Annotated in this window: 28 protein-coding genes; 14 read left to right on the top strand and 14 right to left on the bottom strand. The window is 64.3% G+C overall.

Annotation, left to right across the window (positions count from 1 at the left end):
- The first annotated feature begins 10 nt into the window (after positions 1-10).
- Together CO675_RS12090 and CO675_RS12095 are read left to right on the top strand one after the other, a co-directional pair.
- Positions 11-370: a hypothetical protein gene (locus CO675_RS12090; protein ID WP_245452726.1), complete on the top strand. Its 360-nt coding sequence runs from the start codon at positions 11-13 to the stop codon at positions 368-370.
- Positions 315-869: a hypothetical protein gene (locus CO675_RS12095; protein ID WP_198964573.1), complete on the top strand. Its 555-nt coding sequence runs from the start codon at positions 315-317 to the stop codon at positions 867-869. Before CO675_RS12090 ends, CO675_RS12095 begins: the two co-directional genes overlap by 56 nt.
- Before the next feature lie 97 nt (positions 870-966).
- On the opposite strand, the gene CO675_RS12100 is transcribed toward CO675_RS12095, so the two are convergent.
- Positions 967-1,365: a RidA family protein gene (locus tag CO675_RS12100; RefSeq protein ID WP_097672130.1), complete on the bottom strand. Its 399-nt coding sequence runs from the start codon at positions 1,363-1,365 to the stop codon at positions 967-969.
- Between the two features lie 142 nt (positions 1,366-1,507).
- Between CO675_RS12100 and CO675_RS12105 the strand changes: the two genes are divergently transcribed.
- The gene (locus tag CO675_RS12105; protein WP_097672131.1) at positions 1,508-2,383 is read left to right on the top strand and encodes a DMT family transporter; all 876 of its coding nucleotides are present in this window, start codon (positions 1,508-1,510) and stop codon (positions 2,381-2,383) included.
- Between the two features lie 78 nt (positions 2,384-2,461).
- On the opposite strand, the gene CO675_RS12110 is transcribed toward CO675_RS12105, so the two are convergent.
- Both CO675_RS12110 and cysK read right to left on the bottom strand, forming a co-directional pair.
- Positions 2,462-2,707 (bottom strand): BrnA antitoxin family protein, encoded by a 246-nt coding sequence (locus CO675_RS12110; RefSeq protein WP_092114100.1) that lies wholly within the window; start codon positions 2,705-2,707, stop codon positions 2,462-2,464.
- An 18-nt stretch (positions 2,708-2,725) separates the two neighbouring features.
- A complete protein-coding gene (gene cysK / locus CO675_RS12115; protein WP_097672132.1) occupies positions 2,726-3,700 on the bottom strand; it encodes a cysteine synthase A in 975 nt (324 codons plus the stop codon).
- 229 nt (positions 3,701-3,929) lie between these two features.
- Between cysK and CO675_RS12120 the strand changes: the two genes are divergently transcribed.
- Positions 3,930-4,145, top strand: a complete 216-nt coding sequence (locus tag CO675_RS12120; RefSeq protein WP_097672133.1) for a hypothetical protein — start codon at positions 3,930-3,932, stop codon at positions 4,143-4,145.
- Positions 4,146-4,155: 10 nt separating this feature from the next.
- On the opposite strand, the gene tgt is transcribed toward CO675_RS12120, so the two are convergent.
- Entirely contained in the window at positions 4,156-5,289 is a 1,134-nt protein-coding gene (gene tgt / locus CO675_RS12125) for a tRNA guanosine(34) transglycosylase Tgt (RefSeq protein ID WP_097672134.1), read from the bottom strand.
- A gap of 254 nt (positions 5,290-5,543) precedes the next feature.
- On the opposite strand from tgt, the gene CO675_RS12130 reads away from it, so the two are divergent.
- The 4 genes from CO675_RS12130 to CO675_RS12145 all read left to right on the top strand — a co-directional run bounded on the left by CO675_RS12130 (position 5,544) and on the right by CO675_RS12145 (position 9,710).
- A complete protein-coding gene (locus CO675_RS12130) occupies positions 5,544-6,677 on the top strand; it encodes a patatin-like phospholipase family protein (protein ID WP_097672135.1) in 1,134 nt (377 codons plus the stop codon).
- Between the two features lie 97 nt (positions 6,678-6,774).
- Positions 6,775-7,512, top strand: coding sequence for a TetR/AcrR family transcriptional regulator (locus CO675_RS12135; protein ID WP_097672136.1), 738 nt, complete (start codon positions 6,775-6,777; stop codon positions 7,510-7,512).
- 308 nt (positions 7,513-7,820) lie between these two features.
- Positions 7,821-8,423, top strand: coding sequence for a PepSY domain-containing protein (locus CO675_RS12140; protein ID WP_245452727.1), 603 nt, complete (start codon positions 7,821-7,823; stop codon positions 8,421-8,423).
- 249 nt (positions 8,424-8,672) lie between these two features.
- Complete coding sequence (locus CO675_RS12145; RefSeq protein WP_097672138.1) at positions 8,673-9,710, top strand: aspartate-semialdehyde dehydrogenase; 1,038 nt, start codon at positions 8,673-8,675, stop codon at positions 9,708-9,710.
- Positions 9,711-9,767: 57 nt separating this feature from the next.
- Here the strand turns inward: CO675_RS12145 and queA are convergent, their stop codons facing one another.
- The 5 genes from queA to coaD form a co-directional block, all read right to left on the bottom strand.
- A complete protein-coding gene (queA, locus tag CO675_RS12150) occupies positions 9,768-10,865 on the bottom strand; it encodes a tRNA preQ1(34) S-adenosylmethionine ribosyltransferase-isomerase QueA (protein WP_097672139.1) in 1,098 nt (365 codons plus the stop codon).
- A gap of 115 nt (positions 10,866-10,980) precedes the next feature.
- Positions 10,981-11,445 (bottom strand): peptidylprolyl isomerase, encoded by a 465-nt coding sequence (locus tag CO675_RS12155; protein ID WP_016846097.1) that lies wholly within the window; start codon positions 11,443-11,445, stop codon positions 10,981-10,983.
- On the bottom strand, positions 11,421-11,861 hold the full coding sequence (locus CO675_RS12160; RefSeq protein ID WP_097672140.1) for a UCP034077 family protein: 441 nt from the start codon (positions 11,859-11,861) through the stop codon (positions 11,421-11,423). Before CO675_RS12160 ends, CO675_RS12155 begins: the two co-directional genes overlap by 25 nt.
- A 6-nt stretch (positions 11,862-11,867) precedes the next feature.
- Positions 11,868-12,431 (bottom strand): peptidylprolyl isomerase, encoded by a 564-nt coding sequence (locus CO675_RS12165; RefSeq protein WP_097672141.1) that lies wholly within the window; start codon positions 12,429-12,431, stop codon positions 11,868-11,870.
- Between the two features lie 47 nt (positions 12,432-12,478).
- Positions 12,479-12,976 (bottom strand): pantetheine-phosphate adenylyltransferase, encoded by a 498-nt coding sequence (gene coaD, locus CO675_RS12170; protein WP_097672142.1) that lies wholly within the window; start codon positions 12,974-12,976, stop codon positions 12,479-12,481.
- Between the two features lie 267 nt (positions 12,977-13,243).
- Here coaD and CO675_RS12175 point away from each other — a divergent pair, with 267 nt between their 5' ends.
- The 3 genes from CO675_RS12175 to CO675_RS12185 all read left to right on the top strand — a co-directional run bounded on the left by CO675_RS12175 (position 13,244) and on the right by CO675_RS12185 (position 16,817).
- On the top strand, positions 13,244-13,501 hold the full coding sequence (locus tag CO675_RS12175; protein ID WP_097672285.1) for a hypothetical protein: 258 nt from the start codon (positions 13,244-13,246) through the stop codon (positions 13,499-13,501).
- A 360-nt stretch (positions 13,502-13,861) separates the two neighbouring features.
- Positions 13,862-15,727 carry a potassium transporter Kup gene (locus CO675_RS12180; protein WP_097672286.1) on the top strand — a complete coding sequence of 622 codons (1,866 nt, stop codon included), beginning with the start codon at positions 13,862-13,864 and terminating at the stop codon, positions 15,725-15,727.
- Between the two features lie 112 nt (positions 15,728-15,839).
- Entirely contained in the window at positions 15,840-16,817 is a 978-nt protein-coding gene (locus tag CO675_RS12185; RefSeq protein ID WP_097672143.1) for a phosphotransferase family protein, read from the top strand.
- Positions 16,818-16,854: 37 nt separating this feature from the next.
- Here CO675_RS12185 and CO675_RS12190 read toward each other — a convergent pair whose 3' ends face one another.
- Both CO675_RS12190 and CO675_RS12195 read right to left on the bottom strand, forming a co-directional pair.
- Complete coding sequence (locus CO675_RS12190; protein WP_097672144.1) at positions 16,855-17,046, bottom strand: hypothetical protein; 192 nt, start codon at positions 17,044-17,046, stop codon at positions 16,855-16,857.
- Positions 17,043-17,852, bottom strand: a complete 810-nt coding sequence (locus tag CO675_RS12195; protein WP_097672145.1) for a transglutaminase-like domain-containing protein — start codon at positions 17,850-17,852, stop codon at positions 17,043-17,045. The genes CO675_RS12190 and CO675_RS12195 overlap by 4 nt, the downstream gene beginning before the upstream one ends.
- A 259-nt stretch (positions 17,853-18,111) precedes the next feature.
- Here CO675_RS12195 and CO675_RS12200 point away from each other — a divergent pair, with 259 nt between their 5' ends.
- Complete coding sequence (locus tag CO675_RS12200; protein WP_092114072.1) at positions 18,112-18,291, top strand: hypothetical protein; 180 nt, start codon at positions 18,112-18,114, stop codon at positions 18,289-18,291.
- 400 nt (positions 18,292-18,691) lie between these two features.
- Here CO675_RS12200 and gyrA read toward each other — a convergent pair whose 3' ends face one another.
- The 3 genes from gyrA to CO675_RS12220 all read right to left on the bottom strand — a co-directional run bounded on the left by gyrA (position 18,692) and on the right by CO675_RS12220 (position 22,802).
- Positions 18,692-21,418, bottom strand: a complete 2,727-nt coding sequence (gene gyrA, locus CO675_RS12210) for a DNA gyrase subunit A (protein WP_097672147.1) — start codon at positions 21,416-21,418, stop codon at positions 18,692-18,694.
- A 234-nt stretch (positions 21,419-21,652) separates the two neighbouring features.
- Positions 21,653-22,051: a DUF2306 domain-containing protein gene (locus CO675_RS12215; protein WP_097672148.1), complete on the bottom strand. Its 399-nt coding sequence runs from the start codon at positions 22,049-22,051 to the stop codon at positions 21,653-21,655.
- A gap of 256 nt (positions 22,052-22,307) precedes the next feature.
- Positions 22,308-22,802 carry a single-stranded DNA-binding protein gene (locus CO675_RS12220; protein ID WP_097672149.1) on the bottom strand — a complete coding sequence of 165 codons (495 nt, stop codon included), beginning with the start codon at positions 22,800-22,802 and terminating at the stop codon, positions 22,308-22,310.
- A gap of 447 nt (positions 22,803-23,249) precedes the next feature.
- Here CO675_RS12220 and CO675_RS12225 point away from each other — a divergent pair, with 447 nt between their 5' ends.
- Both CO675_RS12225 and CO675_RS12230 read left to right on the top strand, forming a co-directional pair.
- Positions 23,250-23,993 (top strand): outer membrane protein, encoded by a 744-nt coding sequence (locus CO675_RS12225; RefSeq protein WP_097672150.1) that lies wholly within the window; start codon positions 23,250-23,252, stop codon positions 23,991-23,993.
- A gap of 252 nt (positions 23,994-24,245) precedes the next feature.
- Positions 24,246-25,007, top strand: coding sequence for an outer membrane protein (locus tag CO675_RS12230; protein ID WP_097672151.1), 762 nt, complete (start codon positions 24,246-24,248; stop codon positions 25,005-25,007).
- The last annotated feature ends 11 nt before the right edge of the window (positions 25,008-25,018 follow it).

Genomic DNA, 25,018 nt, shown 5'->3' on the forward strand with positions numbered 1-25,018 from the left:
GATTTGATTCATGCGTTCGATCCGCATCCGCGACCTGATTTTGGTCACTTCGGTCGCTTCGGCTGCCGCCCTCACCGCTGCTCCCGTGTCCGCCCAGCAGCCTTATGACGGCCTTTGGAGCGTCACCGTCGTCACCAAGACCGGCAGCTGCGAGCCGTCGTCCAGTTCGACGGTGAATGTCGTCGACGGAAAGATCTCGGCGCAGGGCGCGGCGATCTCCGGCACCGTCGGCAGCGGAGGCCTTGTGCGAGTCTCGATCAATGGTGCATATGCGAACGGACAACTCAGTGGCAACTCCGGATCGGGGAAGTGGAATGGGGCATCAGCTGGCGTACCGTGCAGCGGCCGATGGGAAGCGTCCCGTCAGTAAGATCAGCAGAGTATCAAGTTTGTTCGTCATAGCGCGGCGGCCAGCATTTGCAGCCGTCGCGTTTTTCGTGACCGCCTTGGCAAGCAGCGCGGGCCATGCCCAGTCCGGCCCGTTCGCCGGCATGGCGGGTACCTGGTCGGGTGGCGGCTCGGTCACCCTGGACGACGGCTCCAGCGAGCGGATCCGTTGCCGTGCGACCTATCATGTCGGCGGGCCCAGGATGACCATGAACCTCATCTGCGCCAGCGACGCCTACAAGTTCAACCTGGCGGCCGACGTGCAGGCCGAAGGCAACTCCGTCAGCGGGTCGTGGACGGAGTCGAGCCGCAATGTCAGTGGCACCCTGCAAGGCCGCGGCGGCGGTGGCAACTTCCAGGTCGCTGCGAGCGCACCGGGGTTCGATGCGAATATCTCGATGCGCACCAGCGGCAATCGGCAGTCCGTCGCGATCAAGGCTGACAATCAGTTCCGCGCCGCCAACATCACGCTGTCGAAATAGTCGATCGGTACGCCGACAAGAAAAGCCCTCGGTTTATCCCCGAGGGCTTTTTGCTGCCCGCGCAGCAATCACTCGCACACCTCCCAATGGCGCAAGACTAGGCGGCAGGCACGAACGCGGTGACCTCGATCTCGACCTTGGCGCGTTGATCGACCAGCCCGTCGATATAGAGCAGCGTGGACGGCGGGAAATTGCGTCCGAGCGTCTCCTTCCACACCGCGCCGATACCGGCGCCCGCGGCCTCGTATTCGCTGCGGCTGGTCAGGTACCAGGTCAGGCGGACGATGTGCTCGGGACCGGCGCCGGCTTCGTTCAACAGCTTGACAATGCGCTTCAGCGCCGTGCCGACCTGGGCAGCCATCTCGGGCGCGTACTCGCTCTTCTCGTCGCCACCGGTCTGCCCTGCGAGCACGATCCATTTGCCGGGCGCGTCGAACGCGACACCGTGCGAGAAGCCGCGGGGTTTCGACCACTCGGCCGGTTGCAAGACGCGCATGAGCAGATCCTCCTGATGTGATTAGTGGTGCCCTGCTTAGCAGAGATCACGCGGCCAGCGCACCACGCATCGGCAGAATTGCGCGTTGCAAATTCATATCGGCTCGCCGATACCGAGAATCCCTCCTCATCACACTCCGATCATGGATCGCACGCCCTCAAAGACCCGCGCAGCACTGTGGATGTCCGGTTGGCTCGCGCTGATGCTGATCGTGGCGGTGGCTGGCCGCGAGGCGACGCGCGAGGTCAACGTCTTCCAGCTGATGGCCGTGCGCGGCGTGCTCGGCTTCGTGATGCTGTATCCGCTGGTCCACATCAATGGCGGCTTTGCGATCGTGAAGACCGCACGCGTGCACCTGCACATTGCGCGCAACCTGATCCACTTCTGCGCGCAGCTCGGCTGGTTCTATGCGCTGACACTGATCCCGATCGGTCAGGTGGTCGCGATCGAGTTCACGATGCCGATCTGGACCGCGATCCTCGCGGCAGGCTTCCTCGGCGAACGCATGACATCCTGGAAGATCGTTGCAATCGTGCTTGGCCTGGTCGGCGTCATCGTGATCGTGCGACCGGCGACCGGTGCGATCAATCCGGGGCAGCTGATCGCGCTTGCCGCTGCCATGGGCTTCGGAGTCTCGATCGTCGTGGTCAAATCGCTGACGCGAACCGAGCAGGCGCTGACGATCATCTTCTGGATGCTGGTGGTGCAGTCGCTGGCCAGCATCGGGCCTGCGCTCTACGTCTGGACCTGGCCGCCGCTGTCCACCTGGGGCTGGCTTGCGGTGATCGCATTCTGCGGCACCTTCTCGCATTACTGCATGGCGCGCGCCCTGCTCCATGCCGATGCGACCGTTGTGATCCCGATGGATTTCGTCCGGGTACCGCTCACCGCGATCGTCGGGTGGCTGATCTATGCCGAGCAGCTCGACGCCTATACGCTGCTTGGCGCCGCCATGATTCTGACCGGCAACCTCCTGAACCTGAAGCCCGGGGCAAAGCTGCCGGCGCGTGTAAAGTGACGGCCACGCAGCGTTACACCGCGCCGCTCGACCAAAAAGCCCGGGGATCATCCCGGGCTTCTCTGCTTCGAAAGCGAGTTACTTGCCGGCGGCCTTGCGCAGCGCCGCGTTGATGCGGTCCTGCCAGCCCGGGCCGCCCTCCTGGAAATATGCCAGCACGTCCTGATCGATCCGCAGCGTGACCTGCTCCCGGACGCCGGGGACCGGGACGGCCGCAGTCTTTGGCAGCGCATCCGCGACCTTGGTAGTGGCCCGTTTGAATGCCGCCTCGGCTTCGCTACGGGCATCGTTCAGGGTTCGCGGTCGTCTCGGCTGGTCGGCCATGTTCTGGATTCCTGTGTCTCAAATTCCTTCAAACAGTACTGTCGACAGATAGCGCTCCGAGAACGACGGCACAATCGCAAGGATGGTCTTGCCCGCAGCCTCCGGCCGCTTGCCGATCTGCAAGGCGGCCGCGATCGCCGCCCCCGACGAAATACCGCCGGGAATTCCCTCGTTGCGCGCCAGCGCGCGCGCGGTCTCGATCGCGGTCGCGCTGTTGACCTTGACGATCTCGTCGATCACCGAGCGGTCGAGGATGTCAGGAATGAAGCCCGCACCGATGCCCTGGATCTTGTGCGGCGTATGCTGGCCGCCCGACAGCACCGGGCTCTCCTCCGGCTCCACCGCGACGACGCGCAAGGACGGCTTGCGCGGCTTTAGCACCTGCCCGACGCCGGTGATGGTGCCGCCGGTGCCGACGCCAGCGACGAAATAGTCGATGTTGCCGCCGGTGTCGTTCCAGATTTCCTCCGCCGTGGTGCGGCGATGGATTTCGGGATTGGCGAGGTTCTTGAACTGCTGCGGCATGACGGCGTTGGGCGTCGTACGCACGAGTTCTTCCGCGGTCGCGATCGAGCCCTTCATGCCCTGCGCCGCCGGGGTCAGCACGATCTCGGCGCCGAGGAAGGCGAGCATCCGCCGCCGCTCGATCGACATCGACTCCGGCATCACGAGCTTCAGCCGATAGCCGCGCGATGCCGCGACGTAGGCAAGCGCAATCCCGGTGTTGCCCGAGGTCGGCTCGATCAGCACGGTGTCGGCGTTGATGATGCCGGCCTTCTCCATCGCCACGATCATCGCCGCGCCGATGCGATCCTTCACACTGGCCGCCGGGTTGAAGTATTCCAGCTTGGCAAGGATCGTGGCGTTGACGCCATTGGCCTGCGGCAGCCTGCGCAGCCGCACGATCGGCGTCGAGCCGATCGCATCGACGATGGAGTCGAAGACGCGACCGCGTCCGGGTTGCACTGCACTCGTTGTCGACGGCGCGTCCATCAAGTGGCTCCTGTTGCGGGATATGCTGGAAATATGCGGTCTTCTTTCATTAGAAGCAGCGCATCATGACGCGCAAGTGAGAAACCGCCGAGGCGCCAATTCGTTGCATCGCAAAAACTAGAACCTGCGCAAATAACGTAAAACCTACGCATTTGTGTTGCGACAAGGTCAAACAAGTGCGTCTATATACTTTCGTCAGGTGCAGCTCAGAACGCAAAGGGAGGCGCACATGCCAGCACTTGCTGAAGTCCGGTCGACCGCAGCGTCCAGGCCCGATCCGCGCGGCAGCCATCTGCCGACCTGTCCCGTGTGTGCTGACTCCATGGTAGCGGCGGAAGCGTCTGCGTACCTGTTCGACAATTTGATCAGCTATCTCTGGACCTGCGACAATTGCGGTTACGGGTTCGTGACCAAGCACACGGTGAAACCGATCGTGTGCAACTGATCACATAAGCTCACCTCGGAGCGATGTCACCGCGCGCCCAACCGGCGCGCGTTTTCGTTTTGAAATCCTCGAAGGTGCCGTTTGCCACCGCGTCACGGATGCCCTGCATCAGCTCCTGGTAATAGGCGACGTTGATTTCGGACAGCAGCATTGCCCCAAGTGTCTCGCCGGCACGTACGAGATGGTGCAGATAGGCGCGCGAAGTGTTGCGCGCGCCTGGCCACGAACTCTCCTCATCGAGCGGACGCGGATCGTCGATGTGCCGGGCGTTGCGCAGGTTGATCTGCCCGAACCTGGTGAACGCCATGCCGTGGCGGCCGTTCCGTGTCGGCATCACACAGTCGAACATGTCGACGCCGCGCGCCACCGCCTCAAGAATGTCCTCCGGCGTGCCGACGCCCATCAGATAGCGCGGCCGATCGGACGGCAGCGCCGGCGCGGTCTCCTCGATCATCGAGAGCATCACCGCCTGCGGCTCGCCGACCGCCAGCCCGCCGATCGCGTAGCCGTGAAAGCCGACCTCGGTCAGCCCGCGGGCGCTGGCGTGGCGCAGATCAGGGATATCGCCGCCCTGGACGATACCGAACAGCATGTAGCCGTCCGGCGCGCTCTCGAAGGCACGCTTGGAGCGTTCGGCCCAGCGCAGCGACAGCTGCATCGCGCGCTCGATGTCGGCGCGCTCGGCCGGCAACCGCACGCACTCGTCCATCTGCATTGCGATGTCGGAGCCGAGCAGCCGTTGCACCTCGATCGAGCGCTCCGGCGACAGCTCGACCTTGGCGCCGTCGATATGTGAGCGGAAGGTCACGGCCTTCTCGGTCACCTTGCGCAGCTCGGAGAGCGACATCACCTGGAAGCCGCCGGAATCCGTCAGCATCGGGCCACCCCACCCGGTGAAGCGCTGCAGGCCGCCAAGCCCTGCGATCCGCTCCGCGCCCGGCCGCAGCATCAAGTGATAGGTGTTGCCGAGCACGATATCGGCGCCGGCATCGCGCACCTCGCGCCAATGCATGCCTTTCATCGCACCTGCGGTACCGACCGGCATGAATGCGGGTGTCCGGACGACGCCATGCGGCGTGGTCAGGCGCCCGGTGCGGGCAGCACCGTCAGTGGCCAGCAGCTCGAAATGATTGGGAAGAGTCATGTGGCTGCTTATTGCGTGTCGCCGATGCCCGATCAACCCGTCGAGGTAACGGTCTTCGCGCGACTTCGTGAACGCCAACGACCGGACGGATGCTTGCCGAGGGACGGTCCTTCCGCTAAACAAAACGAAACCGTATCGTTTTATGTCGAGAATAAGGCAGCGGGTCGTCCCGCCGCGACAGCAATCCGCGCGAGACCTGACTGGCCGAGATGTTCCCACCCTCCAGCGCCCGGCCTGACGGCGTCCGCCATCGGATGACGCCCGCTCATGCGATCCGGCAAGCCGTGCTGCTGTGCGGGCTCGCCTTCGCGCTGGCGGCCTGCAGTTCGCTGCCGCGTATGCCCTACACGGTTGCGGATGCCGCCAATTCGCGGGTGCTCGATCTCGACGGGCTGCGCCGCTACGCCGACGAGCCGGCGTCCAAATTCCGGCTCGAGAAGAATACCGTTGCCCCGATCAAAACCTATCTCGCCCTCTCCGGCGGCGGCGCCGATGGGGCCTATGGCGTCGGCGTCCTCAACGGCTGGACCGCTGCCGGCAACCGCCCGAGCTTCTCGGTCGTCTCCGGTGTCAGCACCGGCGGACTGATCGCCCCCTTTGCATTCCTCGGCCCGCGCTACGACGATACGCTGAAGGAGGTCTACACGTCGGGCATCGCCGAAAGCCTGCTGCAGGACGCGAGCCTGATGCGGGTGCTGTTCGGCTCCGGCCTGTTCGGCAACAAGCGGCTGCGCGAGCTGGTGGCCCGTTACGTCGGCCAGGGCATCCTGAGCGAGGTGGCGCGCGAAAACGCCAAGGGCCGGAAGCTCCTGATCGTCACCACCGATCTCGACACCCAGCGCACGGTGATCTGGGACATGGGACGGATCGCTGCCGTCGGAACGCCGGAGGCGCTGCAGCTGTTTCGCGACGTGATGGCGGCCTCCGCCAGCATCCCGCTGGTGTTTCCGCCGATCATGATCGACGCCGAGGGCCAGGGCCGCCGCTTCCAGGAGATGCATGTCGACGGCGGCGTGACGGCGCCGGTCCTGACGCTGCCGGACGCACTGCTGTTCCGCGAGCGTGCCTGGCCCGCCAACGGCCACATGAGCATCTACATCCTCGTCAACAAGAAGCTCGAGGGCAATTTCGAGCTGGTGTCGAACTCGACGATCGACGTCGCCTCGCGCAGCATTTCCGCGATCACGCAGGCGCAGACGCGCTCGGTTATTCTCTCGACCTATGATTTCGCCCGCCGCAACCGGCTGGGCTTCCATCTGTCCTACATCGAGCGCGACTATCCTGCGCCGGAGACCCAGGGCTTCGATACCGCCTATATGCGCGCGCTCTACCAGCACGGCTACCAGAAGGCCGCCGCGGGGCAGGCCTGGACCGCGACGCCGCCCTAAAGCGGCCAGCTCCTGGTACCGCCGAATGGACGAATCCGCATTGCGCGGGTTATAGACCGGACAGACCCGTCCGAACGCACAACGAGATGAATGGGCAATGGGATTGACGGCAACCAAGGCCAAGGTGGCCAAGCGCGGCGTGATCAAGTCACGCGGCGGACGGCCGACCAGGGATGCTGCGATCGAGCGGGACCAGCGGCTGATCGAGGTCGCGACGCGCCTGTTCCTTGAGCGCGGCTTCGACGCGACGTCGATCGACGCCGTGGCAGAGGCAGCCCGCGTCAGCAAGCCCACCGTCTACGGACAGTATGGCGACAAGCGCGGCCTGTTCACCGCGGTGCTCAGGCGCGAGATCGCCCGCTGGCTCGCCCCGCTCGCCGCCGCGGCGGCCGAAGCGCAGGCTGGCGGTAGCTGCGACGGTTCGGTCGAGGAACGGTTGATCGAGCTCGGGCGCCAGCTCCTGGTGCTGAACTGCAGCGCCGACTCGATCGCCTTCAGCCGGATCCTGACCGCGCAGGCGATCAATTTCCCCGAGGTCGCCAAGCTGGCCGTCGACGAAGGTTGGTCGAAAGCGGTGTCGACCACAGCGGATTTCTTCGACCATCTGGTCGACAATGGCGCCCTCGACCTCGAGGACACGACGATAGCGGCCGAGACCTTCCTCAACATGGTGGTCGGCCACACCCACCGGATGGCGACATTCGGGATTCCGATCGACATGAAGGCCGCCGTGACGCGGATGGAAGTCTCGATCCGGCTGTTCCTCGCCGGTGCCGTGGGACCGCGGGACCGGCTGCGGGACGCCGCCAAGACACGTCGCCGGCCGGCGCGCTGACCGTTTTTATAGGATCGTTTCGTCGTCTTACACGTTGCCGTGATGAGTCTTGAATAAACAGAACGAAACCGTATTGTTTAGTTGCAAAGAGACGCTCAGCCCGGATCAGCCCCCCAAGGGTTCTGCGTCGCCTTGTAAACTTCGACCGTCACGACGGAGCTGCCGCCATTGCACCGTCTGAACGTTCGGCGGCCGACCTGTGACCAACAAAGGTCGGCCGCACCTTTCTCGACCCGCCTCCTCGCTCTGCGAACGCGGGTCATACGCGTGCACATGTCAATACAGGTTCGACGATGAGGACAGGACGATTGCGCGCACTGAGGCATTGGGCATTGGGAACGCGGCTGCTGGCAACCGCTCTGCTGGCCTTTCCCTTCGCGTCGCCGGCCCATGCGATCACGAGCTCGGCTGCCGCAGCCCTCACCCCGCAGGACAGTGACAGCGCGCTCGATGTGCATGCGGTTCGCCGTGAGCTCGACAGCTTCCAATCCGCCCAGATCTCGCTGCGCAAGGCGATGGCGATTGCCGAGGCGCTGCACTCGGGCTCGATCACCGCCGACATCAGCTTCGACGGCGCGTCGGATCCCGCAGTCTATCGGGTCAAGACCATGCAGCAGAACCGGATCTGGCAGCATGCGATCGACGCCTCGACGGGCCAAGTGGTCGGCGGCGAGCCGCCTTCGCCGCTGGCCTCCCTCGGCGCTGAAGACCGCGACAACCTCGTCGTGCTCAGGGCGCTCCGGCATCGCCTCGCCGATGCGGTGCGCGTCGCCGAGCACACCACCTCGGGCAAGGCGATCAGCGGCGGCCTGATGCGCGAACGCGGCAAGCTCAATTTCGTCATCGTGGTGCTGACGGGCAGCGATCTGAAAGAGGTGATCCTCGAGCCGCCCGGCGCGCGCAGGCGCTGAGGGCGTCGCAGGGCTTGCCTGGTTCTCCCTTGCCAAGTTTTCGCCTAAAAGCCGTTGACGGACGCCGATCTCTGCCGCATAAGTCCGCACCATGATCACCGCGACCAAACGCACCACCAAAACCACCAAGCCCTCTGGGGCCTCGGGAGGCGTGCGCGCGTAGTCGGTCGTACAGCATCATCTCTACCCGAAGCCCCGCCTGATGAAGGTCCGGGGCTTTTTTGTTGCGTGCGTCACGCTCAAACTCGAATGGAGGACAAAGTGAGTAACGATCCCGTCGTCGCGATTGTCGGCGTCACCGGCGCAGTCGGCGCCGAATTCATCGCCACCATGGACAAGCGCGGCTTCCGTGTCGGCAAGCTGAAGGCGCTGGCAAGCGCCCGCTCGGCCGGCAAGACCGTCAGCTTCCGCGGCAAGCCGGTCGTGATCGAGGAACTGACCGAGCGCGCCTTCGAGGGCGTCGACATCGCGCTGTTCTCGGCCGGCAGCGGCATCTCGAAGAAGTTCGCACCGGTTGCCGTGAAGTCCGGCGCCGTCGTGGTCGACAATTCGTCGGCCTTCCGGATGGATCCGAACGTGCCGCTGGTGATCCCCGAGATCAACGCCAACCGCATCCGCGACCACAAGGGCATCATCGCCAACCCGAACTGCGCCGCCATCACCGCGCTGGTGCCGCTGTGGCCGATCCACCGGAAGAACCGCATCAAGCGCGTGATCATCTCGACCTACCAGGCCGCGAGCGGTGCGGGAGCTGCCGCGATGGAGGAGCTCGTCGAATCCACCCGTGCCAATCTCAACGGACAGGTCTACACCCCGAAGGTGATGCCGCACCCCTACGCCTTCAACCTGTTCAACCACAACACGGCCATCGATCCGGAGACCGGCTACAACGACGAAGAGACCAAGGTCATCAAGGAGACCCACAAGATCTTCGAGGACGACAAGATCGCGGTCGGCGTCACCTGCGTGCGGGTGCCGGTGCTGCGCGCGCATTGCGAGGCGATCACCTTCGAATGCGAGAAGCCGATCACCGAGGACCAGGTGCGCGCGATCATGGCGCAGGCGCCGGGCGTCAAGATCGTCGACGATCGCGCCAAGAACTACTTCCCGATGCCGATCGACGCTTCCGGCCAGGACGATGTGCTGGTCGGCCGCATCCGCAAGGATCTCAGCGATCCCTCCGGGCACTCGATCTCGATGTTCGTCGCGGCAGATCAGCTGCTCAAGGGCGCTGCGCTGAACGCGGTGCAGATCGCCGAGCTGTTGCCCGAGCGCGCGATGGCGTGAGGGGCTTGTCGGGTTCGTAGGGTGGGTTAGGCGAAGCCGTATAACCCACCTGCGCCGCTACAAATCTGAGTCTCCGCGCGGCTCACGCGCCCGAAACAACAGGCACGCATCGCCGTATGAATAGAACCGGTAGCCGTCGCTGATCGCGTGCGCGTAGGCATTCTGCATCGTCTCGAGGCCGGAGAAGGCCGAGACCAGCATGAACAGCGTCGAGCGCGGCAGGTGGAAGTTCGTCAGCAGAATATCAACCGCACGGAAACGATAGCCCGGCGTGATGAAGATCGAGGTTTCCGCGGCAAACGGCTGGATGGTGCCGTCGGCATTGGCGGCACTCTCCAGCAGCCGCAGCGATGTGGTGCCGATCGCGACGATCCGGCCGCCCTTTGCGCGCGCAGCGTTCAAGGCAGCAGCGGTCTCGGCGGTGATGCAGCCCCATTCGGCATGCATCCTGTGCTCGGAGGTTTCGTCCACTTTGACCGGCAGGAAAGTCCCTGCCCCGACATGCAGCGTCAGGCGATGCAGCGCGACGCCGTGGCTCTTCAGCGTGGCTTCCAGCGCCGGCGTGAAATGCAGCCCCGCCGTCGGTGCTGCGACCGCGCCTTCATTGGCGGCGAACATGGTCTGGTAGTCGCTGGCGTCCTTCTCGTCGGGCGTGCGCTTGGAGGCGATGTAGGGCGGCAGTGGCGTGGCGCCGACATCGGCGATGGCCTGGTCGAGCACCGGACCATGGAATGAGAATGACAGCGTCACCTCGCCCTCCTGCCCCTTGGCCTCAACCTCTGCATCGAGATTGCCGAGCAGGCAGACCTTGCCCTCATTGCCGAAGCGGATGGTGTCGCCGGGACTGAGCTTCTTCGCCGGCTTCACCAGCGCCTGCCAGCGCGAGCCGTCTAGCCGCTTGATCAGGGTCGCCTCGATCTTCGGCTCGGTCTCGCGCCCGATCCGGCGGCCCTTGAGCTGAGCCGCGATCACCTTGGTGTCGTTGACCACGATCTGATCACCCGCCTCGAGCCAATGCGGTAGGTCGGCAATGGTGGCGTCGCGCAGCACGCCGTCCGGATGCACCACCAGCATCCGCGCGGAATCGCGCGGGCTCGCGGGGCGAAGCGCGATGCTCTCGGGCGGCAGTTCGAAATCGAAGAGATCGGTGCGCATGGCATACCCGCCACGTCGTTCCGGGGCGATGCGCAGCATCGAACCCGGAACCTCGAGATTGCGGCGCGAGATTCCGGGTTCACGCTCCGCGTGCCCCGGAATGACGCCGAGTGACTTACGCCGCGTCGGCGGCCATGCGCGCCTTGACGATCTTGTCCGGATCCTTCACCGGCTCGCCGCGCTTGATCTTGTCGACGTTCTCCATGCCCTCGGTGACCTTGCCCCAGACCGTGTACTGGCCGTTGAGGAAGGAGGCGTCGTCGAAGCAAATGAAGAACTGGCTGTCGCCGGAATCCGGATTGGCGGCGCGGGCCATCGAGGCGGTGCCGCGGACATGCGGCTCCTTGTTGAACTCTGCCTTCAACTTCTTGCCGGAGCCGCCCATGCCAGTGCCCTGCGGGCAGCCGGTCTGCGCCATGAAGCCATCGATCACGCGATGGAACACGATGCCGTCGTAGAAGCCTTCGCGCACCAGCTCCTTGATCCGCGCGACGTGACCGGGCGCAAGATCCGGGCGCATCTCGATTGTGACCGGGCCCTGCGTGGTTTCGAGGATCAGAGTATTTTCGGTAGCAGCCATGCTCGCTTCTCCTGGCTTCGGGGTGGATATTTCTTGTTCCTGAAAGGGATCGCGAATGGACGGCCCGCAACCGCACCGCCCAGGCTCTCGGTAAATGGCATCGGCGTGCAGCGTTGCAACGCCTCCATCACCGCGACCCGGTACGCGATCCGGTCGTTGTCGGTCGCTTCCTGCGATTCATAGCTGATCCTGGGATGCCCGAGGATCGCGCCCTCACGGTTGAAGCTGACGATCACGGTAATGTCGATCGGGCCGGCCTTGTCCGCCGGCGGCGGCCGCCAGCAACGATGGATCGCCAGAACAACGTCCCGGATCGTATTGAGTTGCTCCGGCTCCGCCGCCGCCGATCCGGTCAGCGCGAGCCACAGCATCAGCGGCGCGGCGAACCAGGCAAGTGGCTTGCTGCGCGCCGCCATCGCCGATCACTTGATGTCGGATGCGACCTGCACCTTCACCATCTTGTCGGGATCGGTGACGGCGCCGCCGGGCGAGCCCGCGGGAGCCTTCTTCAGCTTGTCGACCACGTCCATGCCCGACACCACCTCGCCGACCACGGTGTACTGGCCATTGAGGCTCGATCCGTCGGCGAACATGATGAAGAACTGCGAATTGGCGCTGTCGACAGAGTCGCCGCGCCGGGCCATGCCGACGATGCCGCGCTTGAACGGGACCTGCGAGAATTCCTGCTTCAGGTTCGGATATTTCGAGCCGCCGGTGCCGTTGAAGTTCTGGCCGTCGCCGGTCTGCGCCATGAAGCCATCCATCACGCGATGGAACGGCACGTTGTTGTAGAATCCCTCGCGCGCCAGCTGCTTGATCCGCTCGGCATGCTTGGGCGCGATGTCGGTGCGCAGCTTGATGACGATGCGGCCCTTGGTGGTGTCGATCACGATCGCATTGGCCTTGTCGAGATTGGCAGGCAGCGGCTGCGCGACCGCAGGCACGACAAAGAGCAGCGCGGCAACGAATGCAAGAATGCGGATCATGGAAACTCCGGACCTCTGGGCGTTCTGGGTGTGGCAGGCCGCCGGCATCAGCCGGCGAACTTGGCCTTCAGGCTAGCGGCGACTGATGACGGCACGAATGCAGAGAAGTCGCCGCCCATCTGGGCGATTTGGCGCACCAGTGTGGCGGTGATCGGGCGGACCGCGACCGACGCCGGAACGAACACGGTATGCACCTCGGGCGCCATCGCCTCGTTCATGCCGGCGAGCTGCATCTCGTAGTCGAGGTCGGTGCCGTCGCGCAGGCCGCGAATCATGATGGTGGCGCCGAGCTTGCGCGCCGCCGTCACCGTCAGATTGTCATAGGTGGTGCAATCGAAGGCGCAGCCCGCCTGCTGGGCGATCGGGCCGCACACCTCGCGCAGCATGTCCAGCCGTTCCTCGGTCGTGAACAGCGGCTTTTTGCCGGCGTGGATGGCGACGGCGACGACCAGGCGGTCGCACAGGCCGACGGCCTGCCGGACCACGTCCAGATGGCCGTTGGTGACGGGATCGAAGGAGCCGGGATAGAGCGCGATACGGGACATGGTCCCTCCTAACCCGCCCGGCTCTCCCCGGCAAGCCGCCCGGGTTCCACCCGTCGAACGAAATAAATCGCACCTCGTCCAGTGAACGAGTTCTGGGATGCCAGCGTCTACGTGGGTGAATGTTTCGTCGGCCGCTGGCGGACGAAACAAAACCGGCCGGCGATGAAACCATTTTCCAGCCTGGCGAAGACGCCAGGAAACGCGCGGCCGGTAGACATTGGACAACGAAACGACGGGCCCGGGGGGCCCGATCATATGGGGACCGTCATGATCAAGGCACTTTCCGCTATCACCGTTGCCGCGTTCATTGCCGCCGCGCTCACCGTTCTGCCGGGCTTTGCACCGCAGGTCGCAGCCTCCACCCCGCAGCCGCTGGCCAAGAGCGATCGTCTCGATGTCCACCCGGTCGGCAAGGACTGCTCGCAGCAGGCCTGGCCGAATTTCGAGGCCTCCTGCCTGCGCAGCGCGGGTAACAAGACGGTGGTTCGCGAAGCCCGCCTCGTCACGGCCGACCGCACCCCGTAGGTGATTTGAGGACACTCGGCGCTGGTCCAGGTTTGGCTCCAGGTGCAGACGACGAATCCGACAACTTGCATCGGCGGCGCTGCCAAAAATTTCGAAAACAACCCCATGCAAAGTAGCCGCGCATCGCGGCAACTCGAAGCGATTGCCCTTCCCGCTCCGGCGCCGCCGGCCCGGAAACCCGCCGTCAGTTCGGTGTAAGCCCAGTCCGTCACACAAAACCCAATGGTAATTTGCGACGTCCCGTCGCAGACTATCGTCTAAGGCGCCCAACCGGATGACCCGGCGGGCGCAAGCCATCAGGGGATTGCCGTGACCAGTACGCCCGCCGTCGTTTCTTCCGGCCACCCTCCAACCAGCCCGATTCCGGTTGCCGTCACGCTCGGTGCCCTCGGCGTCGTCTATGGCGACATCGGCACCAGCCCCCTTTACGCCCTGAAGGAAGCCGCCAAGGCCGCCGCCCATGGCGGACCGCTGACGCAAAGTGCAGTGCTCGGAGTGGTCTCGCTGATCCTGTGGGCGCTGATCCTCATCATTTCAGTCAAATACGCCATGCTGATACTGCGTGCGGACAACCGCGGTGAAGGCGGCATCGTCGCGCTGCTGGCGCTGCTCTCGGCACGCAACGCGGCGCCCGGCACCTGGCGCGCCCATCTGCTGGTCGTCGGCCTGATTGGCGCGGCCCTGCTCTATGGCGACGGAGCGATCACGCCGGCCATTTCCGTGTTGTCGGCGATCGAAGGCTTGAAGGTCGACGCACCCTCGCTGACGCCGGCGGTGGTGCCGCTCACGGTCGTGATCCTGATCGGCCTGTTCTTCATGCAGAAGCAGGGCACCGGCTTCATCGGCAAGATCTTCGGCCCGGTGATGCTGTTCTGGTTCGCCGTGCTCGCAGCGCTCGGCATCCACGGCATCGTCAAAGCACCCGGCGTGCTGGTCGCACTGAGCCCGTTCTATGCATTCGATTTCCTGATCCACCAGGATTTCCACGTTAGCTTTGCCATCCTCGGCGCCGCATTCCTCGCGGTCACCGGCGGTGAGGCGATGTACGCCGACATGGGGCATTTCGGCCGCTTCCCGATCCGGCTCGCCTGGTTCGCCATCTGCCTGCCCGCGCTGGTGCTGAACTATTTCGGCCAAGCCGGCGAATTGATCAACGACCCGAATTCGATCGACAACCCGTTCTTCCAGCTCGCGCCCGACTGGGCACACTACCCACTGGTCTTGCTCGCCACCCTCGCCACCGTGATTGCCTCGCAGGCCATCATCTCCGGCGTGTTCTCGCTGACCCAGCAATCGATCCAGCTCGGCTTCCTGCCGCGCATGCATATCCAACACACCACGAGCGACGCGATCGGGCAGATCTATGTGCCTCTGGTGAACTGGCTGCTCGCGGCCGGCACGCTCGGCGCAGTGCTGGCGTTCGGCACCTCCGACGCGCTCGCCGGCGCCTACGGCATCGCCGTGTCGCTGTTGATGGCGATCACCACACTGCTCGCCGCGCTGGTTGCGATCCAGTGGGGCTATTCGCCGATCATCGTGATCGCGGTGAACGGCTTCTTCTTCATCATCGACGCGATCTTCTTTGCGGCGAACACCGAGAAACTCTTTGAAGGCGGCTGGTTCCCGCTGCTGCTTGCCGCGGCTGTGGCGTTCCTGATGATGACCTGGCGCGGCGGCGTCAAGCTGGTCGAAAAGGCGCGCGCCAAGCTGCGCCAGCCCGAAGAGGATCTGATCGAGACCGCGGTCAACAAGTGCAGCGCCCGCCTGCCCGGCACCGCCGTATTCCTGGCCTCGGCTCCCAACGGGGTACCGCTCGCGCTGACCCAGTTCGTCAAACACAATCACGTGCTGCATGAGCGGGTGCTGTTGGTCACCGTGCAGATCGAGGAGCGGCCGCGGATTCCCGACGAGGAACGCGTCGACGTGATCGAGATCAGCCCGGGGATTACCCGGATCATCCTGCACTACGGCTTCATGCAGTATCCGACGATCTACGAGGGGCTGCAGCTCGCCTGCCGGCAGAGCAAGCTGCCCGGCATCGATCTCTCAGACGTGACCTACTACATCGGCCGTGAAACCATCATCCCGCGCGAGGACGTTCCGGGCATGTGGGTGTGGCGTGAATCGCTGTTCGCCTTCCTGCAGCGCAACGCCGAGCGCTCGGCAGCCTTCTTCGGCGTGCCGACCGGTCAGGTCGTGGAGTTCGGCACCGAGATCGAGATTTGATCGAACGGCTCGCCTAGCCCGGATGAAGCGAAGCGCAATCCGGGACAACCTGCACCACATCGCCAACAAGCCCGGATTTCGTTCCGCTGTATCCGGGCCACGATAACCGACAATGTCAGACGATCCGCCTCTTCAGCTGAAGCCGCGGCTGTCGGTCTCGATCGGCCAGGCGCAGGCAATCGTCAACCGCGCCGCGCCGGGCGCGACCGTGCGCAACGTCGTCGAGCTGCGCGGCGGCGAGATCAGCACGATCCTCGAGATCGCGCTGGCCGACGCGCCAGACTGCATCCTCAAAGTCTATCCCGCCCAGCTGCACTGGAAGATGGCGAAGGAGGTCTACGTCCACGGGCTATTGCGCGACGTCGATATCCTCGTCCCGCGCATTCTGCTCGCCGACGACACCGGTTCGGTGATCGATCTGAGCTTCGTGCTGATGAGCAAGCTCGACGGCGTCGAGCTGAGCCGTCGCGATCCCGAGCTCGGCGATCAGGAACAGTTTGCGATCTTCGCCGAGATGGGCGCGGCGTTGCGCAGGATCAACGACATCACGCTCGACAGCTTCGGCTATATCGGCCCGAACGGGGTCTGGACCTCGCACAAGACGAACCGCGCCTATATGTCCACGCAGTTCGACCGCAAGCTGACCGAGTTTTGTGCCCGGGGTGGAGACGCTGCACTGGCCGAGCGGCTCCGGGCCGGCATCGCTGCCCGCGCGCATCTGCTCGACGCAGCCGACCGGCCCCGCCTCTGCCACTACGATCTCCATGCCGGCAACGTGCTGGTGACGCCGGATGGCACGCCGCAACTTAGCGGCATCGTTGATTTCGAGAACGCGACGGCCGGCGATCCCCTGATGGATATCGCCAAGGCGCTGTACTACTTCACCCCGAAAGATGCGGCGCGGCGTGAAGGATTGCTCGCCGGCTATGGCGCGCTCGACCGCCCCGACTGGCAAGCGACGATCGCGCTCTACCGGCTCGCCTCGACGCTGGAGCTGTGGTGCTGGTTCGCTCAGGTCGGCAAAGCGGATGCGCTGGCTGGCCTCACCAGAGAACTCGATAATTCGACCGGCCAGGATGTGGCTCATTGACCCAAATCGGACACAGACATCCGAGAACCTGGACGGCCTATTCGCCCGCCGCGAGACGACGAACGCCGGCCGCGGTCAGGCCGAGTTCACCGAGCCGTCTGACTGCGTAGCCGAGACCGACCAGGCGCTCCCCATGCAACTGGGGAATCTCCCGTTGCGCCTCGCCCTTGCCGACCTCAACCAGGGACGCGAACTCGTCCGAACTGAGGACTTGGGGATCATCCGTCATGACGCGACCTCGTCGGTCCAGACCTTGAACGAAACCAGCGTGTTTGGCCCAAACGTCTGGGTGATCGGAACGTCGGAGGCATCCCGTCCCTGTGCGATCAGAACCCGGCCGATCCTCGGCACGTTGTTGCGCGGATCGAACATATGCCAGCGGCCGCCGATATAGGCCTCGAACCAGCCGGCGAAATCACCGGCCGCCCAAGGCAGCGGGGTCCCGATGTCGCTGAGATAGCCGGTGCAATAGCGCGCCGGAATGTTCATGCAGCGGCAGAAGGCAATAGCGAGATGCGCGTAGTCGCGACACACGCCCTTGCCTTCGTCGAACACCTCCCGAGCCGTCTTGGTGGCGCGGGCGTGCTCATAGCCGAAAACGATGTGGTGATGGACGAAATCGCAAATGGCCTGGACCCGTGGCCAGCCCGGCGGCGTGCCCTCGAACAACTTCCACGCGATTTCCGAAAGCCGGTCGGTCTCGCAATAGCGGCTGCCCAGCAGATAGACCAGCGTGTCCGCCGGCAAGTCCTCGACCGCGTGCTGACCGGCCGAAGCAAACACCGGATCAGGCTCGCCGCTGTCGCGCACGACGCCATCGGCCGCCAGGCGCATCGGACCGGCCTGCGCAACGATACGGCTGCACCAATTGCCGAATCCGTCACGGTACGGCGTGATCGGCACCGCGGGAGTGGTGGTCAGGTGGTCGGGGACAATGATATCGGACGCGCGCGTGAAGTGCGTGCCCAGCACCATGATCATGGGCGTCGGCTGCGGGAACTCGTAGTGCATTTCGAATCCGACGCGAAGCTTCATTCGAAATACGTTCCTGGTTGTCCTCCCGACATGGCGACTGTGCGGTCGAATACAAGGTACGATCGGCCTGATCGGACAAATACCCGTATCGCGCGAGAAAGTGCTGGCTATTTGCTGCAATCGCGCGCAGGAACGACGACGCTTGCCGACTGGCGCGGCTTTCCAGCGCGAGGCGAACCCGACGAAGTTCCAGCCGGGTGGTTGAAAGCCTCCTCCGTGCGTTCGAGAAAGATTCGAACGCACTCACCGAAAGAGCTTCATGCAAAATCTCTCGCCTCGTCACGTCAAGACTGAAGAGTCTGTGCGCCTCGGCGTGACGTCCGGTTGGTATTCCACAAAAGTCAGCGGAACATTCGTGACCGGCCCGCATGACACCGAAGCCGATTGCCTGCGCAAGATCGCCGAGATCAATCCTCCGCCGCCGAGGAAGAAGAAATAGCTCCTGCGCGACCAGATCGGGCGCATCGGCAAATGCCAACTCAGACGCATGTCGGCAAGATGGCCAAACAAACCCGCGTTCGCCTTCTCGAGGTTATCGTGAGTGCGCAGAAAGAGCCGACTCGCTGGAAATGGCATGTTTCCGCAGGCGGTTTGGAGCTCGTGCACGGCTACGCGACATCACGCGAAACAGCGCAACGGGACGGCGATAGCGTTCTGTTCACAATGCTATCCGTCCCCCAGACGCCCTGAGCGGGTCGCCCTTCGACGAACGGAGACGCACGTTCGCGAAGCTCGGCGAAACGACGTATGGGCGCAGCGCTGCGTGCCCAAGCATCAGTCAACCTGGCGTGGCGCCCCAACCTCGAGCCGCCTGCAACGAACCACGTCCGGGAACGGCCCTACTCGCCGTTCCCGTTCGCGCCGTTCTCTTCCTCCGGAATGTGCTCGACCGAGACAACATGCTCGTCCTCGGCGGTGTCGAACACGATGACGCCCTGGGTCGAGCGGCCGGCGACGCGGATGTCGGCCACCGGGCAGCGGATCAGCTGGCCCTTGTCGGTGACCAGCATGATCTGGTCGGCGTCCTCGACCGGGAACGACGCCACCAGATTGCCGTTGCGGTTGTTGACGCTCATCGCGACGATGCCTTTGCCGCCGCGGCCGGTGGTGCGGTACTCGTACGACGAGGTCCGCTTGCCGAAGCCATTAACGGAGACGGTGAGCACCACCTGCTCGGCCGCCGACAGCTCGGCGTAGCGCTCCTGCGACAGCTGGATCGCATTCGTGGTCTCCTCGCCCTCGGCATCGGCGGGCTCCTCGGCGGTCGCCTCGCCGGCCACCGCGCGGCGCATCTTCAGGTAGGCCGAGCGCTCGTCCGAGGTGGTCTCGACATGGCGCAAAATCGCCAGCGAGATCAGCTTGTCGGCCTCGGCCAGCGCGATGCCGCGCACGCCCATCGAGGTGCGGCCGGTGAAGACGCGCACATCGGTGACCGGGAAGCGGATGCACTGCCCGCCGGCGGCGGTCAGCAGCACGTCGTCGCGCTCGGTGCAGATCTGCACGTCGACGATCGCCTCGCCCTCGCCGAGCTTCATCGCGATGATGCCGGAGCGGCGGACGTCGACGAAATCGGACAGCTTGTTGCGGCGAACGGTGCCGCTGGTGGTCGCGAACATCACGTCGAGATTGCCCCAGGAGGATTCATCCTCCGGCAGCGGCATGATCGTGGTGATGCGCTCGCCCTGCTCCAGCGGCAGGATGTTGATCAGCGCCTTGCCGCGCGCGTTGGGAGCGGCCATCGGCAGCCGCCAGACCTTCTCCTTGTAGACCTGGCCGCGTGACGAGAAGAACAGCACCGGCGTGTGGGTCGAGGCCACGAACAACCGCGCGACGAAATCCTCGTCGCGGGTCTGCATGCCGGCGCGGCCCTTGCCGCCGCGGCGCTGCGCCCGGTAGGTCGACAGCGGCACGCGCTTGACGTAGCCCGCATGCGACACGGTGACGACCATGTCCTCGCGCTGGATCAGGTCCTCGTCCTCGACCTCGCCTTCATGCTCGATGATCACGGTCTTGCGCGGGGTGGCGAACTGCTGCTTCACCTCGGCGAGCTCGGTCTTGACGATGCCCTGCACGCGTGCACGCGAGCGCAGGATGTCGAGATAGTCGGCGATCTCGGCGGCGAGCTTGTCGAGCTCCTCGGATATTTCGTCCCGCCCCAGTGCGGTCAGGCGCTGCAGCCGGAGATCGAGGATGGCCCTGGCCTGCTCCATCGACAGCCGGAGCGTGCCGTCATCGTTGATGCGATGCCGGGGATCGTCGATCAGCGTGATCATCGCCTCGACGTCGCGTGCCGGCCAGTCGCGCGACATCAGCGCCTCGCGCGCGGTGTTCGGATCGGGCGAGGTTCGAATGACACGGATCATCTCATCGATGTTGGCGACGGCGATCGCGAGGCCGACCAAGATGTGGGCGCGATCACGGGCCTTGCCGAGCAGGAACTTGGTCCGCCGGGTCACCACCTGCTCGCGGAACGCGACGAAGATGGTGAGCAGGTCCTTCAGATTCATCGTCTGCGGACGGCCGGAATCCAGCGCCAGGATGTTGGCCGGGAAATTCGTCTGCAGCGGCGTGAACCGGTAGAGCTGGTTCAGCACCACGTCGGGCACCGCTTCGCGCTTCAGCTCGATGACGACGCGATAGCCGTCACGATCGGACTCGTCGCGCAGGTCGCCGATGCCCTCGATCTTCTTCTCTTTGACCAGATCGGCGATGCGCTCGACCATCGTCGCCTTGTTCACCTGATAGGGGATCTCGGTGATGATGATCGCTTCGCGATCCTTCCTGATCGTGTCGATCGCCACCTTGCCGCGCATCACGATCGAGCCGCGGCCAAGATGGTAGGCCGAGCGGATGCCCTGGCGGCCCAGGATGATGCCGCCGGTCGGGAAGTCCGGTCCGGGAATGATGTCGATCAACTCGTCGATCGTGAGCGCCGGATTGTCGATCAGCGCCACGCAGGCGTCGACGACCTCGCCGAGGTTGTGCGGCGGGATGTTGGTCGCCATGCCGACGGCGATGCCGCCGGCGCCGTTGACCAGGAGGTTCGGGAACCGGGCTGGCAGAACCGCCGGCTCTTTCTCCGAGTTGTCGTAGTTCGGCTGGAAATCGACGGTGTCCATGTCGATGTCGGCCAGAACGGCAAGCGCCGCTTTGGTCAGCCGCGCTTCCGTATATCGATAGGCCGCCGGCGGATCGCCGTCGACCGAACCGAAATTGCCCTGGCCGTCGATCAACGGCACGCGCAGCGAGAAGTCCTGCGCCATGCGGACCATCGCGTCGTAAATCGACTGGTCGCCATGTGGATGATATTTACCGATCACGTCGCCGACGACGCGCGCGGACTTGACGTATTTCTTGTCCGGCGTGTGTCCCTGCTCATGCATCGAATAGAGGATGCGCCGGTGCACCGGCTTGAGCCCGTCGCGCGCATCGGGCAGCGCACGCGACACGATCACGCTCATCGCGTAATCGAGGTAGGACTTCTTCATCTCGTCGAGAATGGAAACGGGACGAATATCTGAGGGCACCGGCGGCTCGCCGGGCTTGTCGTCTTCGGGTTCGGACAAAGGGGAAATCCGATCAGTTCTGCTGGGGAATCATATAGACCATCGGAGGCCTGATAACCACCCTTGCACGGCTCCGGCAAGCCGTTTTTCCCTTCGTTTTTTCATGCACTTACGGGCTTGTTTGTGGCTTCGGTCGCGGCCTGGGCCGGGAAGCGAATGGCGCGCGGCGAATTGCCGACGGAACGCCGGTTCCCCTTGCGTTATTCGCCGCTGGCCCTCGCGATTTCGCGTCGCTTAATGCCCGAACACCACCGCGTGCATGATCCGACCGGGCACGAAGGTGAACAGGCCGGCAATGACCAACGCACCGAAGAAAATGCCCATCATCGTAAACTTGTGGCGGCGAACGTTGTGGCTCCGCGCGGCCGTCACGCCGAGCACCAGCATGATCAGCGAGAAGATCGACAGCAGATGGATCGGGCTCCATGGGCCCACCAGCCGGATCTGATGGATCCAGAACGAGCTCCCGGCGACCACCAGCATCAGGATCACCCAGATCCAGCCCAGCGTCCGGTGCGGCAGCGTCCCCTTCGGTGCGGCGAGCTGGATGGAGCCGAGCACGAAGGCGGCCATCGCGGCAAAGGCGTGGAGCGGGATCGCAGGCGCAGCGTCGAGCAATGGCGCGAGGCTCATGATGGCAGCCCTCGAGTGAAGCGCGCGGCCAGACGTCACTCGCCGCAGGCCAATGTAAATATCATTCACATTGACCTGTGTCAAAGTCCGGGGAACCGGCGCTAATTGCTTTCAGCTGAGCAAGATACTGCAGGCGTTTAGGGTGCTATCCTCATAATCCACACGAGGAGCCTGCCACGATAAATTGCAACGCCGTTCCGCGAAATAATCTTCACGGAGCGGCGTCCAAGTGAGCCGTGCGAAGCGCGCCCCGTCGTCAGAACGGGATGTCGTCGTCCATGTCGCTGTTGCGGCTGCCGCCGCCGGCGGCGACCGCACGGCGCGGCGCCGAACTGACCGGACCGGACGAGCCGAAATCGCTGCCGCCGCCATCATCGGCGAAGCTGCCGCCTCCGCCGCCCCGCCCGTCAAGCATGGTGAGGTTGGAGTTGAAGCCCTGCAGCACGACCTCGGTCGAATACTTCTCGACGCCGCTCTGGTCGGTCCATTTGCGGGTCTGCAGCTGACCCTCGATGTACACCTTGGCACCCTTCTTCAGATACTGCTCGGCGACCTTGCAGAGGCCTTCGTTGAAGATCACAACGCGGTGCCACTCGGTCTTTTCCTTGCGCTCGCCGGTGCCCTTGTCGCGCCAGGTTTCCGAGGTCGCGATAGAAAGGTTGGCGATCGGACGACCGTCCTGCGTTCGCCGGATTTCCGGATCCTTGCCGAGGTTTCCAACCAGGATCACCTTGTTCACGCTTCCCGCCATCGCATCATCTCCGCTCAAAAACCGGGCGCCGGACATCGGCCGCCACTCTCAACCTTCGCCACTTACTTTGCAGGCGTCGTGGATGACCCTATACGACGGCGCCGGCTCGCTGCCGTCGCCGTTGCGCGGTTTATCCACGGATATCGAGATATAGCATCGCTGCCGGGAATGTTCCAGTTTTGTTCGCCACAACCAGCCGTAGAGGCGGCCGATACCGATCGAGTGGCGTCCGATTTGGATCCGGGCCGGATGCTCCGTTCCGCGAGAACGAAAAACAAGCAATAGATCAATGCCTTGCAATGACCACACTTCTTCCGCGAGTGTGGCTTTTGGGAGACGGCGTTTCCGGTTGAATCAGCGTATAGCTACCAACCATCAGGCGGGCGCTCGCGTCTGAAGTCGCGCTTCGGGACCTTGGAAGCCGATTGGGAAGCTGGGGGTTTTATTATGAAGAAGTTTTTGCTCGCTACGGTTGCCCTGATTGCATTCGCTGCGCCGGCCGCAGCCGCGGATCTCGCTGCACGCCCCTACACCAAGGCGCCGCCGATGATTGCCGCCGTCTATGACTGGAGCGGCTTCTACATCGGCGCCAACGGCGGCTGGGGCTCGAGCCACAATTGCTGGGACCAGATCCCGGGTGGCACCTTCATCGGATCGGATGGTTGCCATGATGCGACCGGCGGCGTTGCCGGCGGCCAGATCGGCTATCGCTGGCAGGCCGGCACCTGGGTGTTCGGCCTCGAAGCGCAGGGCGACTGGGCTGACCTGAAGGGCAGCAACAACAGCGCTATCTTCCCGGGCCTGTTCACCAACCAGAGCAAGATCGACGCGTTCGGCCTGTTCACCGGCCAGATCGGCTACGCCGTCAACAACGTGCTGCTGTACGCCAAGGGCGGTGCGGCGCTGACCGACAACCGCTTCAGCACGTTCTTCACGCCGACCGGCGTGCTTGCCGGCCGCGCGACCGACACCCGCTGGGGCGGCACCATCGGCGCCGGCATCGAAGTCGGCTTCGCACCGAACTGGACCGCTGGTGTCGAGTACGACCATCTGTTCATGCAGGACAAGACCTACAACCTCACCACGCCGACCGGCGCGCTGTTCAGCAGCATCCGTGATCGCCAGGACGTCGACCTCGTCACCGTGCGCGTGAACTACAAGTGGGGCGGCCCGGTGGTTGCGCGCTACTGATCGCGCGGCACGGATTTGATCCAGACGAAAGGCCGGCCTCGCGCCGGCCTTTTTGTTGGCGCGGCCGGCTTGCTTGCGCAAGCCGAGCGCGCTGGACCGCCGCCACGAATCAAACATGGTTAAATCTTAATAAATCGTAAATTATACAATAAAATCAAAATGTTATAGGTGTTGCGAGGGCAACACGCTCGATTGCAACCTGGAATGGTAGCCTTGTTCCGCACTTGATCGATTCGAAGCGGGTTGGATTCCATGAAGCAGCTTTGTGTTGCCGCAGCCGGCCTCGCCGCGCTGAGTGTTTCGTCCGTATCGGCGGCTGACCTCGCCGCGCATACCCCAACGCCGGTGCCGCAGGTTGTGACGCCCGCGACCAGCTGGAACGGCTTCTACCTCGGCGCCCAGGGCGGCGGCGGCTGGGGCACCAGCAGCGAGACCTATCTCGGCGCACCGAACGACGCAGCGTTCGTCGGCACCCAAACCTACAACACCAGCGGCGGCTTTGTCGGCGGCGTGATCGGCTACAATTTCCAAGCCGGCCCCGTCGTGTTCGGCATCGAGGGCGACTACCACTGGTCCGCCGTCACCGGCCGCTCCGGCGTGATCAATGTCGGACCGCCCAGCGTGCTCGACAGCTACTATACCGAGCTGCGCAGCTTCGGCGACGTCAAGGGCCGGCTCGGATACGCCGACGCTGCCACGCTGTGGTTCGTCAACGGCGGCGCCGCGGTCGGCGACATCCTGCACCGCTACAATGCCGGGCTCGCGCCGCCCTCGGCCTCGGCCAGCGACACCCGCTGGGGCTGGACCGTCGGCGCCGGCGTCGAATACATGTTCGCCGCCAACTGGTCGGCCAAGCTCGAGTACAATTACATCGATCTCGGCAAGGTCGCGCCGATCCAGTACACGCCGGCGATCAACGATCGGTCGGAGTGGAAGGACACGTTCCACACCGTCAAGCTCGGCATCAATTACCACTTCAACACGCCGAGCCCGGTCGTATCAGCGAAATACTGAGTTACCAGCGA

It is taken from the genome of Bradyrhizobium sp. C9, assembly GCF_002532045.1.
Classification (GTDB): domain Bacteria; phylum Pseudomonadota; class Alphaproteobacteria; order Rhizobiales; family Xanthobacteraceae; genus Bradyrhizobium.